The sequence below is a fragment of the Caballeronia telluris genome (assembly GCF_001544495.1).
GTDB lineage: Bacteria > Pseudomonadota > Gammaproteobacteria > Burkholderiales > Burkholderiaceae > Caballeronia > Caballeronia telluris.
This window is the reverse complement of sequence record NZ_FCNZ02000001.1, coordinates 448,330-461,571: the sequence shown is the minus strand read 5'-3', so window position 1 is coordinate 461,571 and position 13,242 is coordinate 448,330. Positions and strand designations below refer to the sequence as shown.

7 protein-coding genes and 1 riboswitch are annotated in these 13,242 nt (G+C 67.4%); of the genes, 5 read left to right on the top strand and 2 right to left on the bottom strand.

What is annotated here, in order from left to right; translation table 11 throughout:
- Position 1: 1 nt before the first annotated feature.
- Genes bcsB through AWB66_RS02070 form a run of 3 tightly spaced genes read left to right on the top strand, consistent with a single transcriptional unit; the run spans position 2 to position 8,143 of the window.
- Positions 2-2,479 carry a cellulose biosynthesis cyclic di-GMP-binding regulatory protein BcsB gene (bcsB, locus tag AWB66_RS02080; RefSeq protein ID WP_087628585.1) on the top strand — a complete coding sequence of 826 codons (2,478 nt, stop codon included), beginning with the start codon at positions 2-4 and terminating at the stop codon, positions 2,477-2,479.
- Between the two features lie 40 nt (positions 2,480-2,519).
- Positions 2,520-3,629 carry a cellulose synthase complex periplasmic endoglucanase BcsZ gene (gene bcsZ, locus AWB66_RS02075; protein WP_235020959.1) on the top strand — a complete coding sequence of 370 codons (1,110 nt, stop codon included), beginning with the start codon at positions 2,520-2,522 and terminating at the stop codon, positions 3,627-3,629.
- Positions 3,623-8,143: a cellulose synthase subunit BcsC-related outer membrane protein gene (locus AWB66_RS02070; protein WP_087628583.1), complete on the top strand. Its 4,521-nt coding sequence runs from the start codon at positions 3,623-3,625 to the stop codon at positions 8,141-8,143. The genes bcsZ and AWB66_RS02070 overlap by 7 nt, the downstream gene beginning before the upstream one ends.
- 65 nt (positions 8,144-8,208) lie before the next feature.
- Here AWB66_RS02070 and mntP read toward each other — a convergent pair whose 3' ends face one another.
- Positions 8,209-8,778, bottom strand: a complete 570-nt coding sequence (gene mntP, locus AWB66_RS02065) for a manganese efflux pump MntP (protein ID WP_087628582.1) — start codon at positions 8,776-8,778, stop codon at positions 8,209-8,211.
- A gap of 14 nt (positions 8,779-8,792) precedes the next feature.
- Positions 8,793-8,961: riboswitch (yybP-ykoY riboswitch) on the bottom strand.
- A gap of 261 nt (positions 8,962-9,222) precedes the next feature.
- Between mntP and AWB66_RS02060 the strand changes: the two genes are divergently transcribed.
- Together AWB66_RS02060 and AWB66_RS02055 are read left to right on the top strand one after the other, a co-directional pair.
- Positions 9,223-11,484, top strand: a complete 2,262-nt coding sequence (locus AWB66_RS02060; protein ID WP_087628581.1) for a TonB-dependent receptor — start codon at positions 9,223-9,225, stop codon at positions 11,482-11,484.
- A gap of 77 nt (positions 11,485-11,561) precedes the next feature.
- Positions 11,562-12,239 (top strand): Fe2+-dependent dioxygenase, encoded by a 678-nt coding sequence (locus tag AWB66_RS02055; protein WP_087628580.1) that lies wholly within the window; start codon positions 11,562-11,564, stop codon positions 12,237-12,239.
- Between the two features lie 4 nt (positions 12,240-12,243).
- On the opposite strand, the gene dhaK is transcribed toward AWB66_RS02055, so the two are convergent.
- Positions 12,244-13,233: a dihydroxyacetone kinase subunit DhaK gene (gene dhaK / locus AWB66_RS02050; protein WP_087628579.1), complete on the bottom strand. Its 990-nt coding sequence runs from the start codon at positions 13,231-13,233 to the stop codon at positions 12,244-12,246.
- Positions 13,234-13,242 lie beyond the last annotated feature (9 nt).

Sequence of the window (13,242 nt, the reverse complement as noted above, 5' to 3'; positions counted from 1 at the left end):
AATGGGCAAGAGCTTCTCGAAGTTGCGCGTGGATCACGAACCCGGCGAGCGCACGCCACGTTTCTGCGAAAGACCCCTCGGGCGCGTGCTGGCAGTCTGGATCGCGTTGCAGACCGCGTTCGCGGCGCCGCTCGCGAGCGCGGCCACGGCGGCGAGCGCACCGAGCGCAACCGACGCGACCGGCGTCGGCTCGGTGCCCGCGCCGAGTCCGGCCGTGGTGCTGAATCCGGCGACGGTCGCGCAGCCCGCGCTGGCGATGCCGGTGCCGGCGTTCTCGGGCAACCAGGGCAAGCCGCTCACCGTGCGCGTGCCGACCACCGCCGATCCGGGCACGCTCGTGCCGGGCGGGCGCCGTCAGACGCTCACGTTCGCCGACCTCGGCGCGCTCGATCCGCTGCAACTGCGCGGCACCGACGGCCAGAACGGCGTGCCGTTCTCCGTGCGCGGCGACGAAGTCGTGACGGCCGCCGTGCTGCATCTGATCTACAGCTATTCGCCGTCGCTGTTGCCGAACATCTCGCAGTTGAAGGTGCTGATCAACGGCGAAATCGCGGCGACGCTGCCGGTGCCGCGCGATCAGGCGGGCACGCTCGTCGCGCGCGACGTCGCGATCGATCCGCGCTTCATCACCGAGTTCAACCACCTGAACGTGCAGTTGATCGGCCATTACACGCAGCAGTGCGAGGACCCGTCGAATTCGACGCTCTGGGCGACCGTCAGCAACGCCAGTTCGCTCGACCTGAGCTACGCGTTTCTCGCGAGCAAGCCCGATCTCGCCGCGCTGCCCGCGCCGTTCTTCGACCGCCGCGACGTGCGCCGGCTCGAACTGCCGTTCGTGTTCGCGCAGAAGCCGACGAGCCAGACGCTCGAAGCGGCGGGCTCGGTGGCATCGTGGTTCGGTTCGCTCGCGGGTTATCGCGGCGCCGTGTTCCCCGCGCAGATCGACAACGCGCCGCTTTCCGGCAACGCCGTGATCTTCGCGACGTCCGATTCGCATCCGGCGGGCGTCGAGATTCCGCCGGTCTCCGGGCCGACGATTGCCGTCGTCGACCGCCCGGCGCCCGCGCGCGGACGCTTCCTGCTCGTGCTCGGCCGCAACGACACCGAACTGAAAACCGCCGCACGCGCGCTCGGCATGGGCCAGAACGCGCTGTCCGGCGCGAGCGCGACGATCACGCAACTGACCGACCTCCAGCCGCGTCGTCCGTACGACGCGCCAAACTGGCTCGCGACCGACCGTCCGGTGCGCTTCGGCGAACTGGCGGACGCCCGCGAGCTGACCGCGACCGGCTACGACGCCGACGCCGTGCGCGTGAACCTGCGCGTGCCGCCCGACCTCTTCATGTGGCAGACGAAGGGCGTGCCGATCGACCTCGGATATCGCTATACGGTGCGGCCCGCGCCGGACCGTTCGTCGCTCAACATCAGCGTGAACAACGGCTTCGTGCAGTCGCTGCGAATTCCGGCGGTGTCGGCATCGACGTTCGATCTCGGCCAGTACTTCAGCCGCGTGATGCCGGACAAGACCGTCGCCGCGCGCCGCGAGATTTATGTGCCGCCGCTCCTGCTCACGCCGCGCGCGCAGTTGCGCCTGCACTTCCACTACGACATCCCGAAAACGGGCGAATGCACGGGGCGCGTGCTGGACAACGTCGTCGGCGCAATCGATCCGAATTCGACCATCGACCTCTCCGGTTTCCCGCATTACATGGCGCTGCCCGATCTGGCCGCGTTCGCGAACGGCGGCTTCCCGTTCACGCGTCTCGCGGATTTGTCGCAGACCGCCGTGATCCTGCCGAACGACGCCGGTTCCGCCGACTACAGCCTGTTCCTGCTCGAAATGGGGCGCATGGGCGCATCGACGGGCTATCCGGCGACGAACGTCGCGGTCGCGTCCGCCGATCAGGTCGACCAGTTCGCCGACAAGGACTTGCTGATCCTCGGCTCACCGGGACGCCAGCCGCTGCTGCAACGCTGGTCGAAGTCGATGCCTTTCTCCGGCGACGGCGACGCGCGCACGTTCGAGCTGACCGATGTCGCGTACAAGGTCGTCGACTGGTGGCACGGGCCGCACGGCGTCGAGCGCTCGCCCGCGCGCGCGGACCTCTCGCTTGTGAGTTCAAGCGGCGACGCGCTGATCACCGGCTTCGAATCGCCGCTGAAGAAAGGCCGGAGCGCGGTTGCGCTCATCAGCGCGGCGGGCCAGTCGGACGCCGACCTGAGCGCCGCCCTCCTCGACAACGACCTGCTGCCGGAAATCCAGGGCGCGATGGCGGTGATCCACGGCCGCTCGGTCACGGTGACGTCGAACGGCGAGGCGTACTACGTCGGTCATTTGTCGCCGATGCATTACATGCGCTGGGCGCTGTCGTCGCATCCGCTGTTGCTGGTGCTCTCCGGCCTGCTCGCCGCGCTGATCATCGCCGCGCTGTTCTACCGTGCGTTGCGTGCGATCGCCGCGCGCCGCCTGAGGGACTGACATGCGGCATGCCCTCCGTCAGACGACCGTGGCGGCCGCGATGCTGCTCGCGGTCAGCGTGGCGAACGCCGCCGCGTGCAGCGCCGACTGGCCGGCGTACCGGACGTTCGTCGAGCGCTTCGTTTCGGCCGACGGCCGCGTGATCGACTACTCGACGCCCGCGCAGCAGACCACGTCCGAAGGCCAGTCCTACGGGATGTTCTTCGCGCTCGTCGCGAACGACCGCGCGACCTTCGACCGCCTCGTCGACTGGACGCGCGCGAATCTCGCGGCGAATCGCTTCGATGCGCAAAACGTGCAGCTTCCGGCGTGGCAGTGGGGGAAAAAGCCCGACGGCTCGTTCGGCGTGCTCGATCCGAATTCCGCCTCCGATTCCGACCTGTGGATCGCCTACGATCTCCTGCAAGCCGGACGCCTCTGGAAAGAGCCGGCGTACACGAAGCTCGGGCAGGCGCTCGCCGCACAGATCGTGAAGCATGAAGTCGTCGATCTGGCCGGTCTTGGGCCGATGCTCCTGCCCGGTCCGCAAGGTTTCCGCACTGGCGACGTGACGCGCCTGAATCCGAGCTATCTGCCGCTTTCGGTGCTGCGAGCGCTCGCGCACGACGCGCCCGGCGGCCCGTGGACGCGCATCGCCGAGAACGCCTACAAGCTGGTGAAGACGACCGCGCCGCACGGCTACGCGCCCGACTGGGCGGCGTACAAGGACGGCCAGTTCGTCGTCGATCCGAAAAACGGCGACGCGGGCAGCTACGACGCGATTCGCGTCTATCTGTGGGCGGGGCTCGCCGCGCCCGCCGATCCGCTCGCGAAGCCGTGGCTCGCCGCGCTTGGCGGCATGCGCCAGAGCATCGCGCAGACGGGCGTGCCGCCGGAGCGCGTCGCGGTCGCGACCGGCACGGCGAGCGGCGAAGGCCCGCTGTCCTATTGGGCCGCGCTCGCGCCGTACTTCAAGGCATTGAACGACGAACGCGGGCTCGGCCTTGCCCGCACGCATCTCGCCGCGTTCGACGCGCCCTCGCCGGGCGCCGGACGCGACCCTGTCTACTACGATCGTGTGCTGGGCTTGTTCGGCACGGGATTCATCGACGGCCGCTATCGTTTCGACGAAGCCGGCCGTCTCGTGCCAAGCTGGAGAAGCGCATGCTGATTCGCGCAAAAAGAAGCGCGCTCGCGCTCGGCATCGCGGCGGCGTTCGCCGCCAGCGCGCCCGCCGTCGCGTTCGCGCAGGCCGCGGCCGATCCGCTCAACGTCCTGATCGACCAGGGCAAGTACTGGCAGGCGCACAAGCGCGGCGACCTCGCCGAGCAGGCGTGGCAGAAAGTGCTGCGCATCGACCCGAAGCAGCCCGACGCCCTCTTCGGCATGGGCATGGTGCTCGCCGACCGCAAGGACGGCAGCGGCGCGCAGCAGTATCTCGCGCGCCTGCGGGAAGCCGCGCCGAATTATCCGAACATCGACGAACTCGGCCGACGCCTCGGCGAAACCAGTTCCCGCGACCAGACCGTGAACGACGCGCGCCGCCTCGCGCAGAGCGGCCAGAGCGCGTCGGCGGTCGAGGAGTACAAGCGCGCGATCGAAGGCAAGCCGTCGACGCCCGCGCTTCAGCTCGAATACTTCCAGGCGCTCGCGGCGACGCCGCAGGGCTGGGACGAAGCGCGTCGCGGGCTCGAACAGCTCGCGCGCCAGAATCCCGGCGATCCGCGCTACACGCTCGCGTACGCGCAGCATCTGACTTACCGCGATTCGACCCGGCGCGACGGCATCGCGCGGCTCGCGCAACTGTCGAACGACAGCACGGTCGGCGCGCAGGCGAGGAAAAGCTGGCGGCAGGCGTTGCTGTGGCTCGGCGCGCGCGCGTCGGATGCGCCGCTCTTCCAGGCGTATTTGCAGACCTCGCCGGACGACGCGGCCGTCAAAGCCCGCTTCGATTCGACGGTGCAGCAGGACAAGGCCGCCCGCGAGCGCGCGCAGGCCGACGCGGTCGTCGATGCGCGCGGGCGCACGGTCGCCGAAGGTTTCACCGCGCTCGACCGCGGCGATCTCGTCACGGCGCGGGCGAAGTTTTCGTCGGTGCTGGCGTCGAATCCGAACGACGCCGATGCGCTCGGCGGCATGGGCATCGCCTCGCTCAAGCAGGAAAAATTCGCGGAAGCGCGCACCTATCTCGAACGCGCGTCGCGGGCGGGAAACCCCGCGCGCTGGAAGGACGCGCTCACGAGCGCGACCTACTGGACCTACACGAGCGAGGCGATCGGCGCGCGCAGCAACGGCGACAACGCGAAGGCGAAGGCGCTGTTCGAACGCGCGATCGCGGTGAATCCGTCGGACGTGACGGCGCAGACGCTGCTCGGCGAAACGCTGCTCGCCACGGGCGACGCGCGCGGCGCGGAAGCGGCGTACCGCATGGCATTGCGCCGTCAGGCCGACAATCCCGACGCGATCCGCGGGCTCGTCGGCGCGCTCGCGGCGCAGGGTCGCGGCGACGAGGCGCTCGAATTCGCGAACCGGCTGAACGCCGAACAGCAGTCGAAGGCGGGCGGCGTCAACAAGCTGCGCGGCGAAGCGCAAGCCGCGCAGGCGCGCGCGGCGGAAGCGCGCGGCGATCTCGGCAGCGCGCGCAGTCTCTTCGAAGACGCGCTCCTCAACAATCCCGACGATCCGTGGCTGCGCCTCGACCTCGCGCGCATCTACGTGCGCCAGGGCGCCGCCGCGAACGCGCGCAGCATGATGGACGGCCTGCTCGCGACTCATCCCGACATGACCGACGCGCTCTACGCGAGCGCGTTGTTGTCGGCGGAAACGCAGGACTGGTCGGCCGGACTCGCGCAACTCGACCGCATTGCGCCCGCGCAGCGCAGCGCCGCGATGACGTCGCTTCAGCATCGGCTGTGGGTTCACAGCCAGGCGGATCTCGCCACGCGCCTCGCGCGCAACGGCCAGCGTCAGCAGGCGTTCGCGACGTTGCAGGCGGCCGAGCCGGTGGCGTATGGCTCGCCGGAACTGATCGGCGCGCTCGCCTCCGCCTATGTGACGGCGGGCGACCCGTCGCGCGCGCTCGCACTCGTGCGCAGCGCGATGAGCGCCGCGCCGAACGATCCCGGTCTGCTGCTGCAATACGCGGGAATCCTGTCGGCGGCGCAGCAGGAGGCCGAGCTCGGCTCCGTGATGCGCCGGCTCGCGGCGATGCCGCTCACGCCGCAGCAGCGCACCGATTTCAACAATCTGAATCTCGGCATCGTCATCAAGCAGTGCGATGCCGTGCGGCTGCGCGGCGACCTCGCCGCCGCCTACGACGTGATCGCGCCGTGGCTCGCCGCGATGCCCGACAACGCCGATCTGCAGGCGGCGCTCGCGCGCCTCTACACCTCCGCCGGCGACGATGCGAGCGCGCTCAGGAGTTATCGCGCGGCGCTCGCTCGCCGTCCGGACGACCTCGGGCTGCAACTGGCGGCGATGTCGTCGGCGACGGCCACGAAGGATTATCGATACGCGCAATCGCTCGCGAATCAGGCGCTGGCGACCGCACCCGGCGATCCGGCGACGCTCGCCGCCGTCGGCCGGATGTATCGCGCCGAAGGCAAGCTCGATCTCGCGGCGCAGTATCTGCAACGCTCGCTCGTCGCGGCCAACACACCGCTCGCGCCGACTGCCCGTGGCGCTGCCGGGGCGCCGTCGAACGTGCCGCGCGGCTGGGAAACCGCGATGCAGCGCGTCGGCGCGGCGCCCTTGCCGGGCACCAATCCGTTCGAAGGCAAGACGGCTGTCGATACGACGACGGCCGCGCCTTATTCCTCGGCCCCTTTCCAGCCGACTACTTCTCCGACTCAAGCCGTGCCGAACTATCTGCCGCCTTCCCAGCCCGCGCCCTATGTGGCGCCTTATGTGGCGCCTTATGCGAATCCCGGCGCGCCGTCCGGCGCGACGCGTCCGGTTGCCGCGAGCGGCGGCTACGGTCCCGATACTTACGGCTCCGGACAGTCTGGCGGACCGGCCGCCGCCCCGCTGCAACCGTATCCGGGACAGGACGGGCAGGCTGTCTATGGCGCGCCGCAGTATCAGCAGGCGCCCGCGCAGGGGTATCAGCAGCAACCGGCTTATCCCGCGCAAAATGGTTACGTCAGCACGCCCTGGCCGATGTCGCCGGCAGCGCGCGACGCGCAGCCTTATGCCGCCGACGTCCCGTTGCCGGCCGCAGGCTCGAAGCGCTCGACGAGCAAGAAGCAGGCGCCGGCGCGCGCGCCTCAATATGCGGCCATGCCGACGTATCCGCAGGCGCCGTATCCGCAGCAGCAGGCGTATCCGCAGCCGCCTTATCCGCAGCAGCAACAGCCTTACCAGCCCTACGCGCAGCAGCAGTACATCCCGCAACCGCCAGCGGGATACGCCCAGCCGTACAACCCGACCCAGCCTCAAGCCCGTCAACCCGCGGGCGCGGCGGCGGCGAACGCGCAGACGCAGGGCGTCGCGGAAGAACTCGCGCAGATCGAGCGCGAGCAGGCGAGCACCGTGTCGGGCGGGATTGTGTTTCGCAATCGCAACGGCGAAGACGGACTGTCGAACCTGACCGACATCGAAGCGCCCATCGAAGGCCGCATCAAGGCGGGTAACGGCCACGTCGTCGTGCGCGTGACGCCCGTCACGCTCGACGCCGGCAACGCCGAAACCAATTCGCAGACGCTCGCGCGCTTCGGCTCCGGCCTCGGGCCCGTGACGGGCCTGCCGCCGGCCAACGCGCTCACCAACCCGTACGGCTCGCAGACGGCGACGGGCGTCGGCGTGTCGGTCGGCTACGAGAACCGCAACCTCAAGGGCGACGTCGGCTCGACGCCGCTCGGCTTCCGCGAGACGACCGTGGTCGGCGGCGTGCAGTACCAGAACGCGATCACCGACAAGGTGTCGTATTCGGTCGCGGTCGCGCGGCGGGCGGTCACGGACAGCCTGCTCTCCTACGCCGGCGCGCGCGACAGCTTCGCGGGCCTCGAATGGGGCGGCGTGACGTCGAACGGCGTGCGCGGCGACCTCGGCTGGGACGACGGCACGAGCGGCGTCTACCTGAACGCGGCTTTCCAGTATCTCGACGGCAAGAACGTCGCGAGCAACAACGCGGTCAAGGGCGGCGGCGGCATCTATACGCGCCTCATCAAGGACGCGGACCAGACGCTGACCGTCGGCGCGAACACCACGCTGATGCACTACGACAAGAACCTGTCCTACTTCACCTACGGTCAGGGCGGCTATTTCAGTCCGCAGCAGTACGTGATCCTGAACTTCCCGGTCGAATATATGGGGCGCACCGGATTGTTCTCGTACGATCTGAAGGGATCGATCGGCGTGCAGCATTACCGGCAGGACAAGTCGGATTATTTCCCGACCAACGCCAGCTATCAGGCGGCTTACGCGAGGCTCGGATTCGCGCCCGACGCCGGCGCCGTCTATCCGGAGCAGAGCAAGACCGGCGTGTCCTACTCGCTCAACGCGACGGGCGAGTACCAGCTCGCGCCGCAGCTCGCGTTCGGCGCGACGGCGGCCTTTGGCAACGCGTATCAGTATCGCGAGTGGCTCGCGGCGGTGTATGTCCGCTACAGCTTCTCGAAGCAGTCGGGTATTACGTCCTTCCCGCCGAATCCGCTCGTTTCGCCGTTCCTCTCGTTGTCCAACTAACAGCGATCAGCCGGACGTTCCCCGGCTGATCGCCGCCTGCACGCGCCGCCGCAAGGCCGGCGCGCTTATCCCATGTATCCGAGGTGCTCGGCGAGAATCAACGAGCCGATCGCGATCAGTATCATGCCCCCGCCGATTTCCGCCCGCTGTCCCACGACCGCGCCCAGAAAGCGCCCGACCATCACGCCGAGCGTGACCATCACCATGGTCGCGAGGCCGATGGTGGCGGCCGTCGAAAGGATGTTCACGTCGATGAACGCGAGGCCGGCGCCGACCACCATCGCGTCGATGCTGGTGGCGAAGCCGGTCAGCGCGAGCAGCCAGAACGAATGGCGGCTCGGTTTTTCGGAGTGCGGCTCAGGCGTGCCGAACCCTGAGCGGATCATCCGCAAGCCGAGCAGCGCGAGCAGTCCGAACGCGATCCAGTGATCCCACGAAGCGACATAGGGCGCGGCGGCCCGGCCGAGCGCCCAGCCGATCAGCGGCGTCGCGGCCTCGATCAGACCGAAGACGAGACCCGTCCTAAGCGCCTCGCGCAGATGCGGCCGGTTGAGCGCGGCGCCTTTTCCGACGGCGGCAGCGAAGGCATCCGTCGACATGGCGACGGCAAGCAGAAGTGTGGAGGCGATATTCATGCAGGAGGGTGCGCGCCGGGCGTGAACATGCGACATGCCCGCGCGCCCGGCCGCGCTGACATGTCGATGGTCTTGCCAACCTGAAAAGGTGCGACGGCTGCTCATGCCACGGTCGATCCGACCAAGCGTGTTGACATGAGCGCTTCCGGAAACGGAAGCCGGCTACTCCCCAAAGACAGCCGAGAGCGTACCACACAGAAAGCAATATGTAATAACTCGACTCATCTGATTGCTGCTTTCAGCAGGGATTCCCCTTTTCGGCATCTTGTTAATAATTCTTACTCATGTAATGATAACGATTCGCATTTAACTATCGATGGCTTCCGCCAGCGAGTCCGGCGCGACGGCGGCAGCCTATCCATTCCGGCCAGTTTGGCATCCAGCCGCGGGAGGCGACATCGGTCGCGCCCGCGAGCAAAAAAACTTCAAGTATCGGGGATTCGCATGTTGAGGAAGACGCCGCTTGCCGCGGCCTTGATGACGATCGTCGCCGCGCCCGTCGCCGCGCCGCTTTACGCTCAGACCGCGCCGCAAGCTGCACCGCAGGCCACCGCACCGGCAACACCGGCCACGCAAAGCGCACAGGCGCAGGCCCCGGCCGCCGCCGACACCGCCGCGCCCGCCGAAGGCAGCACACTGCCCGCCGTGCGCGTTAACGGTCACGCCGACACGAGCGGCGACTTCCAGGCGGACACGTCGAGCGTCGGCGCCAAGGTGCCGACTGCGCTGCGCGACATTCCGCAGGCCGTGACCGTGGTGCCGAAGGCCCTGCTGCAATCGCAGGCGGTCACGTCGTTCAGCGATGCGCTGCGCAACGTCCCCGGCATCACGATCGGCGCGGCCGAAGCCGGCCAGATCGGCAACAACATCAACCTGCGCGGCTTCTCGGCGCGCACCGACATCTACCTCGACGGCTTTCGCGACCGCGGCCAGTACTATCGCGACACGTTCAACCTCGAATCGATCGACGTGCTGTACGGCCCGTCGTCGCTCTATTTCGGACGCGGCTCGACGGGCGGCGTGATCAACCAGGTCAGCAAGCAGCCGAACCTCAAGCCGCGCGCCGACGTCTCCCTGATGGCTGGCACGCATGATCGCTATCGCGCGACCGTCGACGTGAACCAGCCGATCAACGATACGACGGCGGTGCGCGTCAACGCGTTCGGTCAGGACATCGGCACGACGCGCGACGTGATGAAGAGCAAGGACTACGGTATCGCGCCGGAGATCAAGTTCGGCATCGGCACGCCGACCGAAGTCACGCTGACCGCGCTGATCGAGCACAACCGCGACCAGCCCGACTACGGCGTGCCGGCGCTCAACGGTCATCCGGCGCCCGTCGATCGCAAGACTTTCTATGGCTTCACCGACGACCGCACGATTCAGGACGTGCAAACCGTTTCGGCGCGCATCAAGCACCGCTTCAACGACAACCTCACGCTGCGCAACCAGACGCAGTTCAGCCACTACGGCACCGAGGCGCGCGCGACCAATCCGGCCGCCGTGCTGACCGGTCCGCTCGGAACATCGACCGCGCTGACGAACGGCAATTACACGACGCTGCCGTTGTCGTCGCTGTATGTGAAGTTGCAGGGCAAGAACCGCACGATCAACGATCACTCGGTCTACAACTCGACCGATCTCGAAGCGAAGTTCGACACCGGCTTCCTCAAGCACGACGTCGTGACCGGCGTGGACCTGAGTCACGAGACGTACAGCAACCAGACCTTCACCGCGACCGCTGCGGGGTTGCCGCTCAACACGCTCGCGATCGTGCCGCTCGTCGATCCGGTGTACACGACGCGGCCCGCGAGCACGCGGACTGTCGCGACCAATCTCGCGGAATCGAGCGCGAATGGCATCGGCCTTTATGTCAACGACACGGTTTCTATCGGCGAGCACTGGAAGGTCGTGGGCGGCGTGCGCTGGGACCGCTATGAAGCGGCGATCAACAATTCGATCAACCAGCCCCCGTATGCCACGCAGACGAACTTCTTTACGAGCGTGCGCGGCGGCATCATCTGGCAGCCGTCCGACTGGCAGTCGTATTACGTGTCGTACGGCACGTCGTTCAACCCGTCGCTCGAAGCGCTGACGCTGACCAACGGCCAGCAGAATCTGCCACCAGAGAACAACCGCTCTTATGAAGTCGGCGCCAAGTGGGACCTGCTCGGCGGCGGGCTGTCGGTCACGCAGTCGCTCTTCAACATCGAGAAGACCAACGCGCGCACCGCCGATTCGACGGGCGGCTACCATCTCGACGGCGACGTCCGCGTGCGTGGCTATCAGTTGGGCGTCGCGGGCCACATCACCAACAAGTGGCAGGTGTTCGGCGGCTACACGTACATGGACGGCGAAGTGCTGAAGGCGCTCGACGGCACGACCGGCCACTCGCTCGCGAACACGCCGCGCAACATGCTGACGCTGTGGACGACCTATGCGTTCACGCCGAATTGGGAGATCGGCGGCGGTCCGACGTACATGTCGTCGCGCTATGCGGCGAACACGAACTATGTATCGGTGCCGGGCTACACGCGTTGGGACGCGATGGCCGCGTATCACGCGAAGAAGTTCGACATCCAGTTCAACGTGCTCAACATGACCGACAAGAAGTACTACGACGCGCTGGTCCCGTCCGATGGCGGACGCGCGGTGCCGGGTGTCGGACGCACGTTCATCGGAACGCTAAACTATCGTTTCCTGTGATCGCCTGAGACGACGATTCACCTACGCCGCCCGCTTCTGCCGGAAGCGGGCGGCTTTTACGCATGTAGAACCGAATCATGATTATATGCATTCCTAACGTAATCAGCCCCGAGAACGCCGCCGCGATGCGCGCCCGGCTCGAAGCCGCCGCCGACTCCTGGGTCGACGGACGCGTGACGTCGGGCTATCAGAGCGCGCCCGTCAAGCAGAACCAGCAGATCGCGGAGAACTCGCCGATCGCGCGCGAGATGGGCGACGTCATCATCGGCGCGCTCGAACACAATCCGCTGTTCATCAGCGCGGCGCTGCCGAATCGCGTCTATCCGCCGCTCTTCAACCGCTATGAAGGCGGCATGCATTTCGGCAGTCATGTGGATGGCGCGATTCGCATCGTGCCCGGACATGGCGCGCGCGTTCGCACCGACGTGTCGATCACGCTGTTTCTCTCGCGGCCGGAGGACTATGAAGGCGGCGAGCTCGTCATCGAGGACACCTACGGCGTGCAGGAAGTGAAGCTGCCCGCCGGACACGCGGTCGTCTATCCGGCGACGAGCCTGCATCAGGTGCGCCCCGTGACGCGCGGCGCGCGCGTGTCGAGCTTCTTCTGGGTGCAGAGCCTCGTGCGCGACGACGCGCGTCGCACGCTGCTCTTCGACATGGACTCGGCCATTCAGCGTCTTCCCGCCGACGATCACGCGCGCCGCACGCTCGTCGGCTGCTATCACAACCTGCTGCGCATGTGGAGCGACACGTAAGCGGCTACATCCCCCACCGCAGCCCTGGCGCATGCACAGGGCTGTCCCAGTGCGCGGTCATCTCGTCATCGAGCACGCATAACGTGATCGACGCGCCCGCCATCTCCAGCGATGTCGTAAGCGGCCCGACGAGCACCCGCGCCACGTGCAGGTCGCGCTGCTGCAACCAAAGACGCGTCGAGTTGAACAGCAGATAAAGCTCGCCAAGCGGCGTCCCGCCGAGCCCGTTCACGAGCACGAGCAATTGCGCGCCGGCCTCCGGCGCGAGATCGTCGACGATTGCCGTGAGCAACTCGCCCGCGATCGCATCGGCGGAGGCCATCGGCGCGCGTCGCCGTCCCGGCTCGCCATGAATGCCCACGCCCACCTCGATTTCATCGTCGCCGATCTTGAACGTGCGCGTGCCCGCCGCCGGCACCGTGCAACTCGTGAACGCGACGCCCATCGACGCCGTGCGCGTGTTGATGCGGTCCCCGAAAGTCTTGCACTGTTCGAGACTCGCGCCGCTCTCCGCCATGCTGCCCACCAGCTTCTCGACGATCACCGTGCCCGCCACACCGCGACGCCCCGTCGTATAGCTCGAATTCTCCACGGCCACATCGTCGTTGATGAGCACCATCGTGTTCTCGACCTCGCACATCTCCGACGCCATTTCGAAGTTCATCACGTCGCCGGAATAGTTCTTCACGATGAACAGCACGCCTGCGCCCATATCGACCGCCTTCGCGGCAGCCATCATCTGGTCGGGCGTCGGCGAGGTGAAGACCTGACCCGGACACGCCGCGTCGAGCATCCCGTAGCCGACGAAGCCGCTATGCAGCGGCTCGTGTCCCGAGCCGCCGCCGGAGATCAGCGCGACCTTGCCGGGCTTCGGTTCGCGGCGCCGCACGAACACGGGATCTTCGTTGAGCACGACCAGATCGGCATGGGCGGCCGCGAAGCCGGCGAGGCTTTCCGTGAGAAAGTCGTCGACGTGGTTGATGAACTTCTTCATGTTTCCACT

Coding starts and splice junctions, on each gene's coding strand:
- bcsB (WP_087628585.1), top strand. CDS start 2: ATGGGCAAGAGCTTCTCGAAGTTGCGCGTGGATCACGAACCCGGCGAG.
- bcsZ (WP_235020959.1), top strand. CDS start 2,520: ATGCTGCTCGCGGTCAGCGTGGCGAACGCCGCCGCGTGCAGCGCCGAC.
- AWB66_RS02070 (WP_087628583.1), top strand. CDS start 3,623: ATGCTGATTCGCGCAAAAAGAAGCGCGCTCGCGCTCGGCATCGCGGCG.
- mntP (WP_087628582.1), bottom strand. CDS start 8,778: ATGAATATCGCCTCCACACTTCTGCTTGCCGTCGCCATGTCGACGGAT.
- AWB66_RS02060 (WP_087628581.1), top strand. CDS start 9,223: ATGTTGAGGAAGACGCCGCTTGCCGCGGCCTTGATGACGATCGTCGCC.
- AWB66_RS02055 (WP_087628580.1), top strand. CDS start 11,562: ATGATTATATGCATTCCTAACGTAATCAGCCCCGAGAACGCCGCCGCG.
- dhaK (WP_087628579.1), bottom strand. CDS start 13,233: ATGAAGAAGTTCATCAACCACGTCGACGACTTTCTCACGGAAAGCCTC.